At 65.2% G+C, this 20404-nt stretch carries 16 protein-coding genes, 1 tRNA gene and 1 pseudogene; 9 read left to right on the top strand and 9 right to left on the bottom strand.

The features are described from left to right. Nucleotides 1-267 (bottom strand): annotated as a pseudogene (locus tag GO615_RS13240) (tRNA (adenosine(37)-N6)-threonylcarbamoyltransferase complex transferase subunit TsaD); the annotation flags it as partial. 145 nt (nucleotides 268-412) lie between these two features. Between GO615_RS13240 and rpsU the strand changes: the two are divergent. From rpsU to GO615_RS13265, 5 genes are all read left to right on the top strand, one after another. Beyond that, complete coding sequence (gene rpsU / locus GO615_RS13245; protein ID WP_011238288.1) at nucleotides 413-625, top strand: 30S ribosomal protein S21; 213 nt, start codon at nucleotides 413-415, stop codon at nucleotides 623-625. Nucleotides 626-722: 97 nt separating this feature from the next. Next, on the top strand, nucleotides 723-1169 hold the full coding sequence (locus GO615_RS13250) for a GatB/YqeY domain-containing protein (RefSeq protein ID WP_169128745.1): 447 nt from the start codon (nucleotides 723-725) through the stop codon (nucleotides 1167-1169). A 37-nt stretch (nucleotides 1170-1206) separates the two neighbouring features. After that, on the top strand, nucleotides 1207-3033 hold the full coding sequence (gene dnaG, locus GO615_RS13255) for a DNA primase (RefSeq protein ID WP_169128747.1): 1827 nt from the start codon (nucleotides 1207-1209) through the stop codon (nucleotides 3031-3033). A 49-nt stretch (nucleotides 3034-3082) separates the two neighbouring features. Beyond that, nucleotides 3083-5077 carry an RNA polymerase sigma factor RpoD gene (rpoD, locus tag GO615_RS13260; RefSeq protein WP_169128749.1) on the top strand — a complete coding sequence of 665 codons (1995 nt, stop codon included), beginning with the start codon at nucleotides 3083-3085 and terminating at the stop codon, nucleotides 5075-5077. Between the two features lie 85 nt (nucleotides 5078-5162). Beyond that, a tRNA-Ile gene (locus GO615_RS13265) sits at nucleotides 5163-5241 on the top strand. A gap of 93 nt (nucleotides 5242-5334) precedes the next feature. Here the strand turns inward: GO615_RS13265 and tssH are convergent. The 8 genes from tssH to GO615_RS28630 are packed head-to-tail and all read right to left on the bottom strand — an operon-like array spanning nucleotide 5335 to nucleotide 14892. Further along, complete coding sequence (gene tssH, locus GO615_RS13270) at nucleotides 5335-7980, bottom strand: type VI secretion system ATPase TssH (protein WP_169128751.1); 2646 nt, start codon at nucleotides 7978-7980, stop codon at nucleotides 5335-5337. Between the two features lie 31 nt (nucleotides 7981-8011). Next, entirely contained in the window at nucleotides 8012-9082 is a 1071-nt protein-coding gene (gene tssG / locus GO615_RS13275; RefSeq protein WP_169128753.1) for a type VI secretion system baseplate subunit TssG, read from the bottom strand. Continuing rightward, nucleotides 9046-10878 carry a type VI secretion system baseplate subunit TssF gene (gene tssF / locus GO615_RS13280; RefSeq protein ID WP_169128762.1) on the bottom strand — a complete coding sequence of 611 codons (1833 nt, stop codon included), beginning with the start codon at nucleotides 10876-10878 and terminating at the stop codon, nucleotides 9046-9048. Before tssF ends, tssG begins: the two co-directional genes overlap by 37 nt. A 1-nt stretch (nucleotide 10879) precedes the next feature. Then, nucleotides 10880-11359 (bottom strand): type VI secretion system baseplate subunit TssE, encoded by a 480-nt coding sequence (gene tssE, locus GO615_RS13285; RefSeq protein ID WP_169128764.1) that lies wholly within the window; start codon nucleotides 11357-11359, stop codon nucleotides 10880-10882. Nucleotides 11360-11411: 52 nt separating this feature from the next. Continuing rightward, nucleotides 11412-11948, bottom strand: a complete 537-nt coding sequence (locus GO615_RS13290) for an Hcp family type VI secretion system effector (RefSeq protein ID WP_169128766.1) — start codon at nucleotides 11946-11948, stop codon at nucleotides 11412-11414. Nucleotides 11949-11978: 30 nt separating this feature from the next. After that, nucleotides 11979-13466 carry a type VI secretion system contractile sheath large subunit gene (gene tssC, locus GO615_RS13295; RefSeq protein WP_169128775.1) on the bottom strand — a complete coding sequence of 496 codons (1488 nt, stop codon included), beginning with the start codon at nucleotides 13464-13466 and terminating at the stop codon, nucleotides 11979-11981. Further along, entirely contained in the window at nucleotides 13463-13984 is a 522-nt protein-coding gene (tssB, locus tag GO615_RS13300; RefSeq protein WP_169128786.1) for a type VI secretion system contractile sheath small subunit, read from the bottom strand. Before tssB ends, tssC begins: the two co-directional genes overlap by 4 nt. 53 nt (nucleotides 13985-14037) lie before the next feature. Further along, nucleotides 14038-14892: a tetratricopeptide repeat protein gene (locus GO615_RS28630; protein ID WP_211167095.1), complete on the bottom strand. Its 855-nt coding sequence runs from the start codon at nucleotides 14890-14892 to the stop codon at nucleotides 14038-14040. Between GO615_RS28630 and tssJ the strand changes: the two genes are divergently transcribed. Genes tssJ through GO615_RS13325 form a run of 4 tightly spaced genes read left to right on the top strand, consistent with a single transcriptional unit; the run spans nucleotide 14891 to nucleotide 20377 of the window. Then, nucleotides 14891-15454 carry a type VI secretion system lipoprotein TssJ gene (tssJ, locus tag GO615_RS13310; protein WP_246262273.1) on the top strand — a complete coding sequence of 188 codons (564 nt, stop codon included), beginning with the start codon at nucleotides 14891-14893 and terminating at the stop codon, nucleotides 15452-15454. The two genes, GO615_RS28630 and tssJ, sit on opposite strands and share 2 nt — an antisense overlap. Before the next feature lie 20 nt (nucleotides 15455-15474). Next, nucleotides 15475-16818 (top strand): type VI secretion system baseplate subunit TssK, encoded by a 1344-nt coding sequence (gene tssK / locus GO615_RS13315; RefSeq protein WP_169128798.1) that lies wholly within the window; start codon nucleotides 15475-15477, stop codon nucleotides 16816-16818. After that, a complete protein-coding gene (gene icmH / locus GO615_RS13320) occupies nucleotides 16815-17585 on the top strand; it encodes a type IVB secretion system protein IcmH/DotU (protein ID WP_169128800.1) in 771 nt (256 codons plus the stop codon). The genes tssK and icmH overlap by 4 nt, the downstream gene beginning before the upstream one ends. Before the next feature lie 5 nt (nucleotides 17586-17590). Then, the gene (locus tag GO615_RS13325; protein ID WP_246262274.1) at nucleotides 17591-20377 is read left to right on the top strand and encodes a type VI secretion system Vgr family protein; all 2787 of its coding nucleotides are present in this window, start codon (nucleotides 17591-17593) and stop codon (nucleotides 20375-20377) included. Nucleotides 20378-20404 lie beyond the last annotated feature (27 nt).

A 20404-nucleotide genomic window follows, 5' to 3' on the forward strand; every position in this document is an offset into this window, starting at 1 on the left:
CAGCAAAGCCCCCGCCAGCCCCGGCCCCGCCGTATAGGCGATCGCATCGATCTGCGCAAGGGTGCAGCCCGACTCCGCAAGCACCTGCCGCACCAGAGCGGGCAGGCGGCGGATATGGTCACGCGACGCCAGCTCCGGAACGACGCCGCCATAGGTCGCATGCAGATCGATCTGCGAATGCACGCTGTGCCCGAGCAATCCGGCATCGACGTCGAACACCGCCACGCCCGTTTCATCGCAGGAGCTTTCGATTCCCAGAACTCTCATGATTTGCAGCCAGCAGCCTCGCCGATCGGACAGGGCGCCATTCTAGCGGGCGGGCACTCGGAAAGCTAAGTTTGTACTTGGCTTGTTCTGATCAAATGGATATAATCCGCGTTTTCCGCCTACCAGACACACAAGGAAGTTCGCAATGCCGGGTATCCGCGTCAAGGAGAACGAGCCGTTTGAAGTCGCCATTCGCCGCTTCAAGCGCACCATCGAAAAAACCGGTTTGCTGACCGAGCTGCGCGCCCGCGAGTTCTACGAAAAGCCCACCGCGGAGCGTAAGCGCAAGTCGGCCGCCGCCGTCAAGCGCAACCACAAGCGCCTGCGCAGCCAGACCCTGCCGCCGAAGCTGTACTGATCCACACCTGGATCCAGCAGCCGGTCATCCACGCCGGGCGCAAGTCAGTCGACTTGCGCCCGGCGTGGCTTTTGCATTTCCATTCGGAGCATTTCCCATGTCCCTCAAGCAGCGCATCCAGGACGACATGAAGGCCGCCCTGCGCGCCAAGGATAGCGCGCGCCTGTCCGCGGTGCGCCTGCTCATCGCCGCAATCAAGCAACGCGAAATCGACGACCGGATCGAACTCGACGACGCCGGCGTCCTGGCCACGGTCGAAAAGCTCGTCAAGCAGCGCCGCGACTCGGCGAGCCAGTACGACGCCGCGAACCGCCCCGACCTCGCCGCCAACGAGCGCTTCGAGATCGAGGTGCTGTCGGCCTATCTGCCCACCCAGCTGACCGACGCCGAACTGGACGCCGAAATTGCCGCCGCGATCGCCGAAGCGGGAGCCACCGGCATTGCCGACCTCGGCCGCGTGATGCCGCAACTCAAGGCTCGCCTCGCCGGACGCGCAGACATGGCGGAAGCCTCGCGCCGGGTACGCGCCAGACTCTCGGCCTGAGCACTCACCGCCCGCCCGGACACGGGCGGCGGCAACCATGATCCCCCAGTCGTTCATCCAGGACCTGCTCGCGCGCGTCGACATCGTCGACGTCATCGAACGCCACCTCACCCTCAAGAAGAGTGGCGCGAACTACTTCGCCTGCTGCCCCTTCCACGGGGAAAAGTCCGCCTCGTTCTCCGTCAGCCCGAGCAAGCAGTTCTACCACTGCTTCGGCTGCGGCGCGCACGGCAGCGCCGTCGGCTTCCTGATGGAATACACCGGGCTGTCGTTCGTGGAAGCAGTCAAGGAGCTCGCCTCTTACGCCGGATTGCAGGTTCCCCAGGAAACCCGCCCCGGCTTCCGCCCTGAATCAGTACCGGCTCATGACGGACTGATCGACGCCATGGCTGCCGCCGCACGCTTCTATCGCGAGCAACTCAAGTCGGCACCCGCGGCCATCGACTACCTGAAGCGAAGAGGCGTATCGGGCGAGATCGCGGCGCGCTTCGGCATCGGCTTCGCACCGGACGACTGGCAAGCCTTGCGCGCCACCTTCCCCAACTACGACGCAAAGCCCCTGCTCGACGCCGGTCTCGTCATCGAAAACGACGCCGGACGCCGTTACGACCGCTTCCGCAACCGCATCATGTTCCCGATCCAGGATCGCCGCGGACGCATCATCGCTTTCGGCGGACGAGTCCTGGACGCAGGCGAACCGAAGTACCTCAACTCCCCCGAAACACCACTATTCGAAAAGGGACGCGAGCTGTACGGGCTTTCCCAGGCGCAGAAGGCGATCCGCGATGCAGGCTACTCGATTGTCGTCGAGGGCTACATGGACGTCGTCGCGCTCGCGCAATTCGGCGTCGCCAATGCCGTCGCAACCCTCGGAACGGCGACCACTCCGCACCACATCAACACCCTGCTGCGCCAGTCGCAGCGCATCGTCTTCTGCTTCGACGGCGACAATGCGGGACGCAAGGCGGCCCGCCGCGCCCTCGAGTCTGCACTCGAGGCGCTGCGCGACGACGTCACGCTCGCTTTCCTGTTCCTGCCCGAAGAGCACGACCCGGATTCCTTCGTTCGCGCATACGGCGCCGAGGCGTTCAACCGGGCCGCAAACGACGCCACGCCGCTGACCGCCTTCCTGCTCAACGAACTGCGTGCCGAATGCCCCCTCGATACGGCCGAAGGCCGTGCGCGACTCGTACACGACGCCAAGCCGCTGGTCACACGCATCGCAGCACCAATGCTGCGCCTGCAGATCATCAAGGCGATCGCCGACGCGTCCGGATTCAGCCAGGGCGAAGTCGAATCGGCGTTCGGCCTGAAACAACAGAACACCGTGCGCCAATCGCGCGAAGCCGCATTCGACGGCCGGCGCGATCGTGGCCCGTCGGGCTTTCCCGCGCCGACCTCGAACCGCCAGCGCCGACAGCAGCCTTCGGCGGCAAACACCCTCCTGCGCCTCGTCCTGCAGCATCCCGCATGGGCCGCACGCCTGCCTGTCGACCTCATCCCGACCCACACCGCGGAAGGCCGGGCGCTGGTCGCGATCGTTGACCTGTCGAGCACCGGCGACCTGGCAATGAACGCGGGACTGGGGGCACTGGTCGAACAGTTCCGCGACACAGCTCACGCCGAAACCTTGGCGCGAGTGGCAGGGGAACTGGTCGATACCGAATTTGACGAAGCCGTCGTCGAGATCCTCTTCGAGGATGCCCTGAACAAACTCCACGCCGACGCGATCGCACGGGAGATTGCGGCGCTGTCCGCACAGGAGCGCGAATCCGGGCTTTCCCCGATGGACCGACACCGCCTCGCCGAGCTGCTGCTCGAAAAAATGAGCCTTGTCAACGCCCGCAAACCGCTGGACGTTTAGTATAATTGCAGGTTACCCAACTCATCTTTCGCCCGATTCAAGGAGTGCCATGGCCCGCGAAAAAATCAAGGATTCGCGCAAGGATAGCCCCAAAGGACGAGCCTCCAAGGCCAAGGACAAGGCCGTTCTGATCGCCGAAGGGCCGGAACTCGGGCCCATCGACGCCGAAATCCGCAGGACCCGCCTCAAGACCCTGATCACGCTCGGCAAGGAGCGCGGCTACCTCACCTATGCCGAGATCAGCGACCACCTTCCGGACGACGTCGCCGACGCCGAGCAGATCGAAGGCATCATCGCGACCTTCAACAACATGGGCATCCGGGTCTTCGACGAAGCCCCGGCCGCGGAAGACCTGCTGATGTCCGACGCCGTGCCGAGCACGGTGGACGAAGACGTCGCGGAGGAAGAAGCGGAACAGGCCCTGTCCTCGGTCGACTCCGAATTCGGGCGCACCACCGATCCGGTGCGCATGTACATGCGCGAAATGGGCACCGTCGAGCTGCTCACCCGTGAAGGCGAAATCGAGATCGCCAAGCGCATCGAGGACGGCCTGCGCCACATGGTCCAGGCGATCTCCGCCTGCCCGACCACCATCGTCGAGATGCTCGAGCTCACCGACAAGGTCGCGCAGGACGAAATGCGCATCGACGAACTCGTCGACGGCCTGATCGACCCGAACGCCGCCGCGACCGAAGCGGAAGCGGCCATGTCGGAGGCCGAGGAAGGCGACGAGGACGCCGAGGACGAGGAAGGCGCGGACGACGTCGGCGACGACGACGACGAGAACGCCGAGGAAAAGGAGGCCGCAGCCAACGCCGCGACGCTCCTGCAGCTCAAGAACGAAGCCCTCGCGCGCTTCGCGATCATTCGCGAACTCAACGAGCGCAAGATGGCCGCCCTGGCCGACCGTGGCTCGCAGGACGCGGACTACCTTTCGCTGCAGCAGCAGATTTCGGACGAGCTTCTCAACATCCGCTTCACTGCCAAGTCGATCGAACGCCTGTGCGACTCGGTACGCCACATGGTCGAGCAGGTACGCGGCCACGAGCGCCAGATCCTGCAACTATGCGTCGACCGCGCGGGCATGCCGCGCCAGCACTTCATCAAGGTCTTCCCCGGCAAGGAAGTCGATCTCGACTGGCTCAAGGACGAGATCGCGCTCGGCAAGAACTACGCCGAAGGCCTGATGCGGGTGCACCCCGCGGTGCTCGAGGAGCAGCAGAAGCTCATCGACCTGCAGACCCGCATCGGCATTCCGCTCAAGGAGTTGAAGGACATCAATCGCCAGATGTCCACCGGCGAAGCAAAGATGCGCCGCGCCAAGCGCGAGATGACCGAGGCCAACCTGCGCCTCGTGATCTCCATCGCCAAGAAGTACACCAACCGCGGCCTGCAGTTCCTCGACCTGATCCAGGAAGGAAACATCGGCCTGATGAAGGCAGTGGACAAGTTCGAATACCGTCGCGGCTACAAGTTCTCGACCTATGCGACGTGGTGGATCCGTCAGGCCATCACCCGCTCCATCGCCGACCAGGCACGCACGATCCGCATCCCGGTTCACATGATCGAAACGATCAACAAGATGAACCGCATCAGCCGGCAGATCCTGCAGGAAACCGGTCAGGAACCGGATCCCGCGACGCTCGCCGAGAAGATGGAGATGCCCGAGGAGAAGATCCGCAAGATCATGAAGATCTCCAAGGAGCCGATCTCGATGGAAACGCCGATCGGCGACGACGACGATTCCCATCTGGGCGACTTCATCGAGGACCAGGCGACGCTGGCCCCGGCCGACGCGGCGATGTACTCCAGCCTGCGCGACGCCACTAGCGAAGTGCTCGACTCCCTTACCGCACGCGAAGCCAAGGTGCTGCGCATGCGCTTCGGCATCGAAATGAATACCGACCACACCCTCGAGGAGGTCGGCAAGCAGTTCGACGTCACGCGCGAGCGCATCCGCCAGATCGAAGCCAAGGCACTGCGCAAGCTGCGTCACCCGAGCCGCTCGGAACGCCTGCGCAGCTTCCTCGACAGCGACGCCTGACGCCCCTGCGCCCGCTGCGGCGGGCGCCCGCTTGCAGCGCCCGTCGTTCGGCGCCGGACAAGCGCCGGGGTAACAATCGGTTCACGGGCCTCTAGCTCATGCCTGGTTAGAGCAGCGGACTCATAATCCGTTGGTGCTGGGTTCGACTCCCAGGGGGCCCACCATATCGAAGGGGTTACATCGCACGATGTAACCCCTTCGTCTTTCCGGACGGAACGCAGGCGCCGCGCAGGCGGCGCCGCGAGTCGGTCCAGCAATCAGCGGACCGTATAGCGGAACGCGCCGCGCTTGTCGGCGCTCACCTTGATCGCGTTGATCGCAGTACCTTCGGCCATGCGGACGAGCGCGCTCTCCGCGATGTCGGGCAGCAGGCTGCCGTTGAGGATGTGATCCACGTTGCGTGCCCCGGAGTCGGTTTCGGTGCAGCGCTGCAACACCGCATCGACGATCTTCTCGTCCCACTCGAAGCTCGCCTGGTGGTTGGCCGCCACCCGGTCGCCGATGCGGCGCAGCTTCAGCCGGATGATCTCGGCGAGCATCTCGTCGGAAATCGGGTAATACGGGATCACCTTCATGCGCCCCAGAAAGGCCGGCTTGAAGTTCTGGTACAGCACCGGACGCAAGGACTCACCGAGTTCATCGGCGGAAGGTATCTCCTTCTTCGCCTTGTTCAGGCAGGCATGCATGATCTGGCTCGAGCCGACGTTACTGGTGAGGATGATGAGCGTATTGCGGAAGTCGACCTCCCTGCCCTCCGCGTCATCGAGCACGCCCTTGTCGAACACCTGGAAGAAGAGCTCCAGGACGTCCGGATGCGCCTTCTCGACCTCGTCCAGCAACACCACGCAATAGGGATTGCGCCGTACCGCCTCGGTCAGCACGCCCCCTTCGCCGTAACCCACGTAGCCCGGCGGCGAGCCCTTCAGGCCTGAAACCGAATGCGCCTCCTGATACTCGCTCATGTTGAGCGTCACGAGCTTGCGCTCTCCGCCGTATAGAATGTCCGCGAGTGCGCAGGCAGTCTCGGTCTTTCCGACGCCCGAGGGGCCGACGAACAGGAACACGCCCTTGGGCTTGTCGGGATCCTCCAGATTCGCACGCGCGGTGCGAACGCGCTGCGCGATCGCATCCAGCGCATGGGACTGGCCGATCACGCGCTCCTCGAGCAACGGTTTGAGCTGAAGCACCGTGGTGATTTCGTCCTTGACCATCCTGCCGAGCGGGATACCGGTCCACGCCGAGATGATCCCGGCGACGACGTTGCCATCGACCTCGAGCGGCACCATCGGATCTTCCCCCTGCATGGCCCTCAACTCGTCGGAAAGCGACTGCAAGGACCGCTCCGACGCATCCACGACAGATTCGCCGCGGTGACGCCCCCGCAGGTCGCCGATCTGTGCCACCAGCGCTTTTTCCCGCTCGTGACGCGCGCGCAGGTCCTGCAACTCCGCCTCCACGGCCTCAATCTGCCCTCCAATCGCGTTCAGGCGCTTCGAATGCAGGGCGCCGTCCTGCGCCTCGCGCTCCAGCGCGGCGGCCTCGGCGCGCAGGCGCGCGAGCATCTTGTCCGCGTCGTCGATGCGACCCGGCACGGAACTGTGCGACAACGCCACCCGGGCGCACGCGGTGTCGAGCACGCTGATCGCCTTGTCCGGAAGCTGCCGGCCACTGACGTAGCGGTGCGACAGGCGCACCGCCTCGGTCACTGCCTCGTCCAGCACACGCACGCCGAAATGCCGCTCCATCAGGGGCACGATGCCCCGCAACATCGCCGATGCGACGTCTTCGGACGGCTCCTCGACCTTCACGACCTGGAAGCGGCGCGCGAGCGCCGCATCCTTTTCGAAGTATTTCTTGAACTCCGCCCAGGTCGTCGCCGCGACGGTACGCAACTCGCCGCGCGCGAGGGCCGGCTTGAGGAGATTCGCCGCATCGTTCTGCCCCGCCTGCCCGCCGGCACCGATGATCGTGTGAGCCTCGTCGATGAAGAGCACGATCGGCACCGGGCTCGAACGCACCTCGTCGATGACGCCACGCAGGCGGTTCTCGAACTCGCCCTTGACGCTCGCGCCGGCCTGCAGCAAGCCCATGTCGAGCACATGCAACTCGATACCCTGCAGCGCCTCGGGAACATCACCCGCGGCAATGCGCTGCGCCAGACCTTCGACGACGGCGGTCTTGCCCACCCCGGCCTCGCCCGTCAGGATGGGGTTGTTCTGCCGCCGCCGCATCAGGATGTCGATGACCTGGCGGATCTCGGCGTCGCGCCCGATCACCGGATCGAGCCTTCCTTCGCGCGCGCTCCGCGTGAGATTGGTCGTGTAGCGTTCCAGTGCAGGGTTCTCGCGCTGACCGTCGATGACCGACGCCTCCTGGTCCTCTCCCGAGGCCGGTTCGGAACCCTGCCCTGCCCCGCCGACCTCGCGCGACTCCTCGGACTCCGCCGTGACCTCGTCGAAGTTGTGCTTGAGCTCGTCAACACGCACGCGACCGAACTGCGCCGAAGCACGCAGGGCAAGCTGCGCCAGCCCGGACTCGGTCAGCATCCCCAGCAGGAGGTGCCCGGAGCGGATGCGCGGCAAACGCCCATCGAGCGATGCGATCAGCCAGGCCTGCTCCAGGAGAAGCTGCAGCCGTGGCGAGAAGACCGGCGTGCGGTCGTTGCCGCTGCGAAGGCGGCCGACCTCGCGCTCGAGATCGCGCCGGACGGCCGGGATCCCGACGCCGCTTCGCGCGAGGACGGCCGCGAAGTCGCTCGCCGGCCGCTCGCACAACGCAAGCAATACGTGCTCGAGGTCGACTTCATACTGGCCGTGCGCCATGCACAGGTTGGCGGCACGCTCGACGGCACCGCGACAAATCGTGTTGAGCTTGCAGATCAGGGTCTTGAGGGATGTACTCATGGGAGCGGAGACAGGATGGGGAAAGCGTTGCTCAATGGCACGCGCCGGGAGAATAGACGGCATCGTCCCGGTCGCGGCCGGACAGGCGCGAGACAAGGAAGGCATCGCGCCCGAGACGCGGGCTCATGGCGGCCCCGAGCGCCGCAGCACGGACATCCGCGGCACGCAGGCAAGGCCGGACTTCATATTCAAACTGGTGCCCGGTCGCCAGCTGCAGCAACTTTGCGAGGGCTGCTGCCGATTCGCCGCCGGGAAGGAATGCGTGGTAATCGGCCGCTGCAAGCGGCCCCAGGTGGATTCTTACCCTCAGGTTGCGCTGCCACACCCGTTCGCCGGACAGGGCGGTAAGTCCGAGCAGGGCATTGCGTCCACCGAGGGTGGTGCGCTGATCGTCGGGCAGTGCATACCACGCTCCGACGAACTGCTCGACGCGCACCGGTACGCGGAAATGCCCGGCGAGAATGCGTTCGAGCGCCCGCGCCGACAAGGGTCGCTGCGACAGGAGCGTCGCCACGCGGGCAATCGCCTCGTCCTCGATCCGCCCAGGGCCGTCGCGCATCCGCTCGCGTAGGGCATCGAAACCAAGCCCCGCCACCGCCAGCACCAGCGGCAGGAAGCGGTTGCGGCGGTCGCTCTCGTACTGGAGCGGCAGGCGGTACTTCTTCCATGCGAGGTAAAACTGCGCGACCGCACGATTGGCAAAGATATCTAGCAGGGCACGCGCCGCACGGTCGCGGTGTACGCGCTCGCGCTCCGAGATGCGCTCGGTGTAGTGGGCGGGCAAGGCGCCATGCACGCCGAGCAGCCCGATCGCGTAAGGGGTGATCTCGACCTTGCGCCAGCGCTGCGGGCCGTCGTTGCCGTCGGCGTCGTCCGGCCACGCATCGAGGGCTTCGATCTCGGCGGGAGCGAAGCCCTGATGCAGGGTGTTGCGGAAACGGATGCGCTCCGACAGCACATCGGCGCCGTGCCGGCGCCCTGAGTTCTCGCCACGGAACAGGCCATCGAGCAGACGTACGGCCTGAAAGAACTCAAACCGGTACGGCGCCTCGACGAGCTGCTCGATCACACCAGGATCGAATCGCCCGAGCGTGGCTCGCATCGAACGAGCTCCTCCCCTGTCCTGACCGATACAAGCACGAGCTGAACGAAACTGTTCAACTGCACATAAAGACCGAGAAAGCGATCGATAACCCGCGCGAAGACATCGAGACCGGCGCCGACGAAACTGTCCTCGTCGACCGTCAGGCGCACCTCGATCCCTCGAACGAAACTTGCGAAGGGGCGCCCGGCCATCCAGCAGGTCTTCTCCCGCTGCTCGATGCCCCGGATCCCGTCGATCTGGCGTCGCGACACCGGCGTGCGGCGCACGTCATAGAGTCCGAGCATTTCCTTGAAGGCTGCGAGGCCGTTGCCGGTCAGGGAAAGGTGATTCAGCGACAGGTGAGAGATCAGGCGCCACAGTCCGTCACGCTCATGACTGAAGCGGCACGACAGCGTCGGCACGCGCAAGAGCCGGATCGTTCGTACCGCGCCTCCGCCTTCCACATGGAGGTCGCCGCCCTCGAGGCCGATCGCGAGCCGCGCCGGAAGATCACGGTTGGTGCATGTGAGCGCTACGCTCAGGATGTCCGTGCCGGGCTGGAGCGGTTCGAAGCCGGCATCGACGATCGTTAGCGCAGTCTCGTAGCCGGGGCTGCGCTCCGCCACGCGCGCGTCGCGTTGCGCGTGCCAGTAATGGCCATCCCGACCGGGCGATTCGCCATGACGCAGGGAAAAGAATGGGCGATATTCAGTCTGCGCCTCGCCGTCCGGCCTGCGACTCACGCGGCTGACCGCGTCGATCGAATAGACCTCGTAAGCATGCGCCTGACGTCCGTCTGCGACCACGGGATACGTCGACGTGCGCCCCGTGAGGCGGATCGGATCGCCGGGCCGCTGGAACAGGTTGACCACCGGCACGCAGCCCAGCTTGAGGGAATCACCGCCTAATCCGCCCAGAAGCCGGGCGATCTCTCCGTCCGGCCGCACGTCCTTGAGTGCGAAATGGACACGGAGCGCCCCTCCGCCGCGGGCAACGCCCGGCAGGCGGGTGAGAAGCAGATCGAAAAAGTTGTACTTCTCGGGAAAGGCGAAGTACTCCGTCAGGTGACGGTAGGCATCATGGGCGTTGTCTGGAAAATCGACCAGCGCCTCATCGGCCGCCAGACCGACCTCCCCGATCACCGGTCCCTCGACCCGATGCCAGGTACCACTCGCGTCTTCCACCCACGTCCGCAGAACGCGCAGGAACAGCGCATCGCGCAGCGCGGCTGCGACAGACGGTTCCGCATCGATGTACAGGCGCACCCGTTCGATGCCCCCCAGCGCGCCACCGCCTCCCTGAACCGCAAACCGCAACGACAGCATCCCCGAGACGCCAAGCGGCGCGCGCACGGCCGCCGGAATGTTCGCAACCGGCTCGAAGCGGAGCTCATCGACGCGCAGCGGCAACAGCTCCACCCGCCATGCGGTGCGGAACCGGCAGGAGACGCCATTCACCGCCCGCGACCGCAGTTCCGTTCCCCGCTGCAGCGCCGCAGGCCGGGAAAGTTGCGACGCCCCGTCCCCGCCGTCGAAATGTGCAATCGAACAGGCGGGGAAGGGGCGCAGGTAATGCGGATACAGGACCTGCAGGAGGGCCTCGGTGAATAGCGGATACGAGTCCTCGAGTTTCCTCGATATACGGGCCGACAGCAGCGCGAAGGATTCGATCATCCGCTCGACGTGCGGATCGTCGCATCCCTCGCCGTTCAGCAGCAGTCGCGCAGCGATCTTCGGATAGCGTTCGGCAAACTCGCGGGAATTGCCGCGCAGGAACGCAAGCTCGCGCTCGTAATAGGGAAGGAGGTCTTCCATTTCAATTCTGGCCGCTGCGCGGAGCCTGCCGATTCACCGAGTAGAGAAGGGTCGTCGGCTGCAACAAGGCGTCGAAATTGACCGGCTCGCGGGCAGGACGGACTACGAGCAGGGCCTTGATCGAAAAGTACAGTGCATTGACCGAGCGGCGATCCAGCTCGATCCGGACTTCGACATCCCGCAGCCGCGGCTCGTGACGGGCGATCGCCGTCTCGATCGACTGGCAGATCGCCGCGCGATCGTGCGGATTGTTCAGGCTCATGGCCGCGAAATCCCTCAGCCCGTACGTGAGCGGCGATCTGGCCGCTTCGGGGTGGTACAGGGCCAGAGATTCATCCACGGTCGTACGCGCATTGAGAAGGGCTTCAAGATCTCGGGCAACCGAGTCTTTCAGTTGCTCGAGCGACAGAACGGGCCGGGCGGGGCCGGCAGGGCTGTCGTCGAACAGTTTGTCGAAGAAGGTGGGTTCGAACCCTTTCATGATGACGGCGCAGCCCGGGCAGCCCCCGGGCCCCACGCGACTTCCGGACGGTTCAGGTCAGGCTCGGAGCGTTCTTCGCGAGGTTCCAGGCACCCTGGATGTTCACCTTGCCCGACTTGTTGCCGTCGATATTGAGCTCGTCGTAGGTCCACTTCACCGCCGAATACTTCAGCGCGAAGGTTTCGGTCGGAATGCCCTCGCTCGACACCGACGGCGACACCGAAGAGATCAGCACGTTCTTGAGTTCGACCTTCAGGTACTGGTGCCGGTTTTGCGTGCCGCTCGGATTTCCGGTCGTGTTCTTGCCGCCGAACGCACGGTAGAAGTAGATGATCGCGTCGTTGACGATGAGTCCGGAGGAGCAGGCCTGGTAAAGCTTGGGGCTGGCTCCGTCGATATCCTTCACGAAGATCATCTCGCCGTGTTCGCAGCGCTCGGCGGTGTGCCCGCCGGCGCTCGACGCGGTGGCCGACTTCGGCTGACGGATGGTGTGCGACCACGAGTACACCTCGACCTGGTCCTTGTGCTTGGTGTCGCGCGAGTCGCCCTTGAGGTCGCTACCCTTGAATTCGATGTAGATATCCTTCATTGCCTTCAGCTCCTTGAATTAGTCGAACAATCAGGCCTTGCCGGACTGCGGCAGTTCGGCGACCAGCCGCAGCGAAACGGAGAGTTCGTCGAGTTGAAAATGGGGACGGATGAACGAGACCGCGCGATAGACGCCGGGGCGTCCGGGAACCTCGTCCACCTCGATGGAGGCTTCGCGCAGGGGAAACTGCGCCTTGGTTTCCTGCGAAGCGGTGTCGTCTGCGGTAACGTACTGGTCGATCCACCGCTGCAGGTACATCTCGACGTTGGCGGCACTGGCGAAGCTGCCGATCTTGTCGCGCATCATCGCCTTCATGTAATGCGCGATGCGGCACACGGCAAAGATGTACTGCAGCTGCGCCGAAAGTGACGCGTTGGCGTTGGCCGCATCCGTGTCGTAACGGCGTGCCTTCTGGGTCGACTGCGCACCGAAGAACGCCGCGTAGTCGGTGTTTTTGCAGTGGACGAGCGGGATGAAGCCAAGATCGCTGAGTTCCTTTTCCCGCCGGTCGGTGATCGCAACCTCCGTCGGGCACTTCAGCGCCACCTCGCCTTCGCCGGTGCGGAAGGTGTGCGCCGGCAGATCCTCGACCAGGCCGCCCCCCTCCACGCCGCGGATCGCCGCGCACCATCCATGATTTTCGAAAGCATTGGTGAGGCGCGCCCCAAAGGCAAAGGCCGCGTTGCACCACAGGTACTTCGAGTGGTCCGCGCCGTCGACGTCCTCGACGAAGTTGAATCCCTCGGTCGTCGTTCCGTCGATCGGGTTATACGGCAGGCGGCCAAGGAAACGCGGCAGCGTGAGACCGACGTAACGCGCATCCTCCGAGTCGCGATAGGATTTCCACTTCGCATACTCCACGGTGTCGAACACCTTCGACAGGTCACGCGGCCGGCTCAGCTCGACATAGGATTCGAGACCGAACAGCTCGGGTGAAGCCGCGGTGATGAAAGGTGCATGCGCCGCAGCGGCAACATGCGACATCTGCTCGAGCAGGTAGAGGTCCTCGGGCTGGCGCGTCATCTCGTACTGGCCAAGCAGGACCCCGAAGGGCGAGCCACCGAAGGTGCCGAACTCCTCCTCGTACACCTTTCGGAAGAGCGCGCTCTGGTCGAACTCGATCGCGGTCTTGAAATCCTTGACGAGATCGCGCTTGGTCGCGTTCATCATCTTGATTTTCAGCTGAGTGCCGGTCGAGGTCTGGCGACAGAGGTAATGCAGCCCGGTCCAGGCACTCTCCAGCGCCTGGAACTGCGCGGCATGCATCACCTCGCTGAGCTGCGCCGAGATGAGCTGGTCCAGATCGGAAAGCCTGGCGTCGAGCGACGCCGAGAGGTTCTCGGACACGACGACCTCGCCTTCCAGGACCTGCCGCGCCAGTTCGCCGATGATGTCCCGCGCATGGCTGCGCTCGGACTCCGAGCGGGCGACACGGCTCTCCTCGATGATGCGATCCAGGAGCGGAATGTCGCCCCCGACCACTTCCGCATTGGCGGATGCTTGCGGCAGCGCACTCATCGCTCGCCCCCCGAATCAGCCGAGGGGGTCGTCGCACCGATGGAGCGCAGCTTCTCCGTGTTGCTGAGCACGTCGCTCAGCAGGTCGTCAAGCTTCTCGTTTCCTGCGAGCTTGTTGCGAAGCTCCGCGAGCCGCGCACGTGCTTCGAGCAATTTGCGCAGCGGCTCGACCTGGCGCGCGACCGACTCGGGGCGAAAATCCTCGAAACTCCGAAACGTGAGATCCACGGCAAGCTCGCCGCCCTGCTCGGACAAACGGTTCTTGACACGAAATGCGGCACGCGGCGCGAGCGCGTCCATCACGTCATCGAAATTGTCGCCATCGATCCCGACGAACTTCCGGTCACGCAGCTTTGCCTCGCCACCTTCGCTTTGCCCGGCGAAGTCCCCGAGCACACCGACCACGAAGGGCAACTCCTTCTGTTCGACGGCGTCACCCTTTTCCACGTCGTAGGTGAGCTGCACACGCGGCGGCCTGACCTTCTGCAGACGCTTCTGAATACTTTCCTTCCTGGACACAATAGCCTCCTGGCAAGTCACCGGCGCACCGTGCGCCGCCCCGTCGGTGCTTCTTACTTCAGCGCACCGAACGGCCCGGAACCGTTTGCAGCAGTCGCTGTCGGCTCCTGCCCGGCGCTGGCTGCGGGCAAGACCTTCTTCACGCGCGCCTTCGGCTTGGCCTTCGGCTTCTGCTTCAGACTCCTCTCGCGCTCCTCCTCCAGCCGGCGCGCCTCGAGCTCTTCGGGCGTGGGCGGGGGAATCAGCACCGACTCGCCGAGCGATTCGCGCATGACCTTGGCCAGCGCGACCGCATCGCCGCGCGCGGAGCCCGTCATCTCGGTGTCGTTGCGCAGATCGGCCAGGGATTCCGTCGCCACACGCAATCCGCTCACGGCACGCACGCTCTTCGCCACGCGATCTGCCGGATCGCGCTGCAGGACCTCTCCCGCCGCGACGATCGCTTCGCCGTACTTGCCCCCATCGAACTGGATCCGCGCGATTCGCACCCATGGCTCCTTCGACTCCGGACCGAGCTCGGCCGCCTTTGCCAGCAGCCCCACCGCCTCGTCCCGCTTGCTCTCCGCGAGCAGCTGATCGACCTGCACCGTGGTCGTCTTCAGGTACTGCGAGTAGTCGTCCCGGGACATCTTCTGCGGCGTCGATGCGCAGCCCGTAACAAGCACAGCCATCGCCAGAACTGCTGCCTTTCCTGGAATTCCGATCTTCATCACCAACCCCGAATTATTGATTTGACATACCGGCATTGCGCCGCAAAGCCCGGCATAGTACATTTGCATCGTCACAAAATGCAATCTTCTGGCATTATTTTTTATGCTATATGCGTCCACAACGCTACCTGACCGTGCGCCCACGGGATTCTTGAGCGCCCCCGTACGTGTCGTACTGACCGCCATCTTGTTCGCCATGGCGACTGGCTGCTCGACCGTGTCGGCGCTACAGCTCGCCGGAACCGTGGCGGGCGTTGCACTTGAAGCGGCCGGACTGAAGAAGGCCGACGAGCGGCCCGCCGCCGAGGCGGTACACCCGGTCGCGATGACCCTTTCGACCGGCCCTGCGACCAATGCCACCCGGAAGGGCGACGCGCTCGCACTCGTCGTGCGCATCTACCAATTGCGCAGCAACACGGCCTTCGCCCGTCTCACCTACGCACAGGCCAGCACGCCCGAAGCCGAGCGCAACATGCTGCAGGATGACCTGGTGACAGTGCGCGAACTGACGCTGCTGCCAGGCAAGACCTACCGGTTCGAGGAGCAAGTGCCCGACCATGTCAAAGTCATTGGCATCACCGCACAGTTCCATCGCCCCGCGGCAAATCGCTGGAAATTGGCCTTCGATCGCGAGGCGTCGCAGGAGACCGGCATCGCGGTCGCCTTCCACGCCTGTGCGATGACGGCCGGGGCCGGGGAGTTCGCCCAACCCGCAACAACAGCTTCCGCCCGTTCGCTGTCGGGCGTCCGCTGTACCTGACCAAGGAAGCGCACAACACCGTGACACCCCCCAAGATCCTTTGGGGCGAAGGACTCTTCCTTCGCCCGCAGCACTTTCAGCAGCAGGATGCACGTCACGAGACGGGCATCCGCAGGGCCATGCTCACCGCGGAGCCGTTCGCCTGGGGCGTTCGTGCGCTCGAACTGGATCGTGACGCGCTGGCGAACGGGTCCTTGCGCATCGACCGTCTCGACGTGGTACTGCCCGACGGAGAGATCTATCTCGCACCGGGCGAGGACCGCCTGCCAGCGCCTCTTGCGCTGGATCAGCTCGATTGGGGCGCAGGACAGGTCGAACTCCATCTGGCGCTCCATCACCTGCGCGACTTCGGCAACAACTACGACGCGGGCGACAGCAACCCGGGCGGTTGTCGGTATGTGCTCGACACCTGCCAGGTGCCCGACCTGTTCACCGATGCGGTCGAGGCCGAGCTCGGCGTGCTGCGCAAGCAGGCACGCCTCATCGCAGGCACACAGGCGCCCGATCAATACCTGACGCTTCCACTCGTTCGCCTCCGCAGGACCACAACCAACGGCTACGAGGTCGACCCGGGTTTCATCGCGCCGAGCCTGCGCGTGGACGGCGCCCCTGCCCTGCACCTGATGCTGCGGCGCCTGCTCGATTCACTCCAGGCGAAAGTCGACGCCCTGTACGGTTTCCACCGCGAGCCGTCGAAGAACGTCATCGAATTCCGCTCGGGCGATATCGCATCCTTCTGGCTGCTGCATACGGCGAGCAGCGCCTTCGCGGCACTCGGTCACATCCACTGGAATCCGTCGCTCCATCCCGAGCGCCTGTACCAGGAACTGCTGCGCCTCGCGGGCGGGCTGATGACCTTCTCCAAGACGCACACCCTCGCCGACCTGCCAGCCTACGAGCATGCACGGCCTTCCTCGTGCTTCGCGAAGATCGACGGGATACTGCGCAACCTTCTGGAAACCGTGATCTCGACGCGCTATTTCGCGATCAACCTGGACGAGCAGAAACCGTCGTTCCATCTGGGCCGCATCGATTCGGACAAGATCACGCAGGACACCCGCTTCTTCCTCGCCGTGTCCGCAACGCTGCCGCTGTCGGAGATCATCGAGTCGGTACCCGCACGCTTCAAGGCCGGCGCGCCCGACGACGTCGACAAGCTGGTGCTTTCTGCCATGGGCGGCGTGCCGCTCACGCATTGCGCCCAGGTTCCGCCCGCCATCCCGGTGCGCCCCGGGGCCTGCTACTTCAGCCTGGACCCCCACGGCCCGCTGTACGAACGCATGCTCAAGGCACGCAGCATCACCATTTACACGCCCACCGGCTACCCCGAACTCAAGCTCGAGCTCATTGCAGTCAACTCATGAACGCGAATCCGTCGATCTTTGCCGAGAATGCCCCCATGTCGGGGCCGCACTCGCCCCCCACCGTCAGGACCACGCTCGCAGACCTGTTGTACGAAGGGTTCTACATGGTGTTCCTGCTCAAGAACAACAAGACGCCCCGCGAGGCCCGGGAATTCTCCGACAGCGTCACGGCCTTCCTCGGGGAGTTCGAGCGCCAGGCCAAGAAACAGGACTTCGCGCCCGAGGATATCTTCGATGCGAAGTACGCCTTCTGCGCAACCGTCGACGAGGCCATCCTGTCCTCGCGCCTGTCCATCCGTGACGACTGGGAACGCCGCCCGCTGCAGCTGAGCCTGTTCGGCGACCAGCTCGCCGGCGAATACTTCTTCGACAAGCTTGGCGCCGCCCGCGACGCCGGCGCGCGGCGGATACAGGCACTGGAGGTGTTCCACATGTGCCTGCTCCTCGGCTTCCGCGGCAAGTACCTGCTCGAAGGCCCCGAGAAGCTCGCTTACCTGACGGCCCGTCTCGGGGAGCAGATCGCCCACATCAAGGGCCGCAAGGCGAGTTTCGCCCCTCACGGCGCCCGCCCCGACAGCATTGCACACGAACTTCGGCGCAGCTTGCCCGCATGGGTCACGGTCGCGGTGGTGGCATTCAGCGCGCTGGTCGCGTACACGGGCATCCGCACCCACCTTGCCCACGAAACGCAGGCAACCCTCGCCGGATATCGCGACATCATCAAGCTTGCCGCGAAGCGTCCCCACATCACCATCACCCTGCCTTGAACGCGATGCCAGGCACCGATTTCGAGGCATTGCTGTCCCAGCATTCGCGGCTGATCGAGATCCGTTCGACGGTACCGGCGCCGCTGCTCGTCGAGAGCATGACGGGACGCGAAGCCGTCAATGAACTGTTCCGCTTCGATGTCGACTGCATCGCGACGAATGCCTACCTCCCCCCGTCCGACCTGCTCGGCACGCAGTTCGCGCTGCGCTTGCGCCTCGCCGATGGAAACCTGCGGACCTGGCACGGCTACTGTACCCACTCGGCGCCACTCGGAAGCGACGGCGGACTCGCGCGCTACCGCCTGACGCTCGACCCCTGGCTCGCGCTGCTCGCCCAGGGGCGACGCAGCCGCGTGTACCAGGATCTCGACCTGCGCGGCTTGTGCGACGCCGTGTTCGCAGGCTACCGGATGCACGCGAACTGGCGTTTCGACGTCACCCGGACGCTGCGCCGGCGCAGTCTCTGCATCCAGCACCGCGAGAGCGATCTCGACTTTCTCCTGCGACTGCTCGCGGAAGAAGGCATCTCCTTCCGCTTCGAACACGAACAGACGCCGCAGGGCGACACTGCCGCGGAACGCGCACGGCATTGCATCGTCCTCTTCGACCATCATGCCGCACCTGGATCGACGCTTCAGGATCGCATCCGCTTCCACCGTGCCGACGCCACCGAGACCGACGACACCATCCAGTCGCTGGCGGAACAACATCGCGTCGGCGCCAATGCCGTCAGCCGCAGCTCCTGGGATTACCGCACGCTGGTCGCAACGGCCGCGCAGGCCCGCAACAGCATCGACCACACGGACCTGCCCCCTCTGGAGGACCATGACGGCAGCGGAGCCTGCCGCTTCGACGCAGAGACTGCGGCGGCGGAGCACGCCGATATCGCCCTTGCCGGGCATGAGGCCCGCTACCGGCGCCTGAGCGGGCATGGCAGCGTGCGCGGCCTGGCCGCTGGCAGCCATTTCGTGCTGGAAGGCCATGCGCAGTTCGCCGGCGACAACGCGAACTTTGCCGTCCTCAGCGTCGAGCACCGGGCTGCGAACAATCTCGGCAGCGGCGCCACGGCACTCCTGCCCGCCAATGGCATCGAGCGCGGCAGCTACCGCAACGAATTCGTCCTGCAGCCCGCAGCGGCCCCCGTGCTGCCCATGCCGCGCAGCAAACCGGCCGCACACCCGGAAACCGCGCTCGTGGTCGGAGAGGCAGGCGCCGCCCTGAGCACGGATCGCGATCACCGCGTCAGGATCCAGTTCCACTGGCAACGTGGCGAACGGCCCAACCCGGGCGGTCTTGCGAACGCGGGGCAGGCGACGGGAGACGAACACGCGCCCGGCGATGAACGCAGCGGCACCTGGGTGCGCGTAGCCGAATGGCTGTCCGGCCCCGACTGGGGGAGTCACTTCCTGCCGCGGACCGGCACCGAAGTGCTGGTCGATTTCGTCGACGGCGACATCGACCGCCCGCTCGTCGTCGGACAGCTCTATGGCGGCACCGACCTGCCACCCTTCAGCGCGGGCGAAGCGAGCGCCACCAACCACCCCGGCGTCATCTCGGGCTGGAGCAGCGACACCCATGCAGGCGGGGGACAGGACGTCAATCAGTGGCTCGCCGACGACACGCCCGGACAGCTGCGTACCCGGCTCGCCAGCAGTCACGCGACATCGCAGTTGTCGCTCGGCCATCTGGTCGAACAGGCGCCGCACACCTCCTCGCGCGGCCCCTGGCGCGGCGCCGGCCTCGAGTTGCGCAGCGACGGTTGGCTGGCCCTGCGCGCAGGCGATGGCATGCTGATCTCCTCCACCGCCCGCCCGAATGGCGCATCGACGCAGATGGACGTCGCCGAGGCGGTCGGCCAGCTGCGGGGCGCCGAACACACCGCGCAAGCCCTTTCCGACGCGGCTGCGGCGCAATCGGCCCGCCCGCTGGCCGCCAACAGGAACCAGAGCGCCTTCATCGATGCCATCGACGCGGCACGCGAGGGACACTACACGGGCAAGGTCGGAGGCCAGGACGTCGCCAAGGCACGCCCCGGCAGCCGCGAGCCGGACGTCCCCGCCGAACGTTTCTCGCGCCCCTTCATCGTCACCGAGGGGCCGGACGACATCGGCCTTTCCACGCCGGCAAGCGTCCTGCTGTTTGCCGGCGGACATCTGCACGCCACGACCCAGAAGGATCTTCAGGCTTCAGCCGCACATACCTTCAGCGCCACGGTCGGCGAAGGGGCGAGCTGGTTCAGCCACTCCGGTGGCATCAAGAGCATCGCCGCGGCCGGCAGCCAGACGATCCAGGCGCACACCGACGCGATGGAAATCCTCGCCGACCAGTCGGTCAGCGTCACCAGCTCGAACGACGAGATCCATGTCCTCGCCAGGGAGCGCATCGTGCTGCAGGCCGGCCAGAGTTCGGTCAAGCTCGAAGGCGCCGATATCACCTTCGCCTGCCCGGGAACGTTTTCGGTGAAGGGGGCGGGGCATGCGTTCGAGGGACCGGAGAATAGTGTATCCGCATCTACTCACCTGCCCTCCGGTTTGGAGTCCATTCCCCCGGAAAGCGTCGAATTCCGCTACGCCTATCACGACGGAGAACCGGTGAAGGGTGCCGAATTCATCGCCCGACTGGCCGATGGCAGCACACGCCGCGGCCGCCTCGACGATCAGGGCTACCTGCACCTCGAAAACGTCAAGCCGGGTGGTATCGAGATCAGCGTGGGCAGCGACATCCGCCCGTACACGGACTTCAAGCTGCCGGCGCGACCAGACGAGGATGTCGATGTTTGGATGAAAGGGTGATCGCAACGCTGGGGATGCACCGCCCCT

The organism is Aromatoleum evansii (assembly GCF_012910805.1).
Lineage (GTDB): Bacteria > Pseudomonadota > Gammaproteobacteria > Burkholderiales > Rhodocyclaceae > Aromatoleum > Aromatoleum evansii.

Coding starts and splice junctions, on each gene's coding strand:
- tssC (WP_169128775.1), bottom strand. CDS start 13,466: ATGAGTGCGCTGCCGCAAGCATCCGCCAATGCGGAAGTGGTCGGGGGC.
- GO615_RS13250 (WP_169128745.1), top strand. CDS start 723: ATGTCCCTCAAGCAGCGCATCCAGGACGACATGAAGGCCGCCCTGCGC.
- tssG (WP_169128753.1), bottom strand. CDS start 9,082: ATGCGAGCCACGCTCGGGCGATTCGATCCTGGTGTGATCGAGCAGCTC.
- dnaG (WP_169128747.1), top strand. CDS start 1,207: ATGATCCCCCAGTCGTTCATCCAGGACCTGCTCGCGCGCGTCGACATC.
- GO615_RS13290 (WP_169128766.1), bottom strand. CDS start 11,948: ATGAAGGATATCTACATCGAATTCAAGGGTAGCGACCTCAAGGGCGAC.
- rpoD (WP_169128749.1), top strand. CDS start 3,083: ATGGCCCGCGAAAAAATCAAGGATTCGCGCAAGGATAGCCCCAAAGGA.
- GO615_RS13325 (WP_246262274.1), top strand. CDS start 17,591: ATGCCAGGCACCGATTTCGAGGCATTGCTGTCCCAGCATTCGCGGCTG.
- rpsU (WP_011238288.1), top strand. CDS start 413: ATGCCGGGTATCCGCGTCAAGGAGAACGAGCCGTTTGAAGTCGCCATT.
- icmH (WP_169128800.1), top strand. CDS start 16,815: ATGAACGCGAATCCGTCGATCTTTGCCGAGAATGCCCCCATGTCGGGG.
- tssF (WP_169128762.1), bottom strand. CDS start 10,878: ATGGAAGACCTCCTTCCCTATTACGAGCGCGAGCTTGCGTTCCTGCGC.
- GO615_RS28630 (WP_211167095.1), bottom strand. CDS start 14,892: ATGGCGAACAAGATGGCGGTCAGTACGACACGTACGGGGGCGCTCAAG.
- tssH (WP_169128751.1), bottom strand. CDS start 7,980: ATGAGTACATCCCTCAAGACCCTGATCTGCAAGCTCAACACGATTTGT.
- tssJ (WP_246262273.1), top strand. CDS start 14,891: ATGGCGACTGGCTGCTCGACCGTGTCGGCGCTACAGCTCGCCGGAACC.
- tssE (WP_169128764.1), bottom strand. CDS start 11,359: ATGAAAGGGTTCGAACCCACCTTCTTCGACAAACTGTTCGACGACAGC.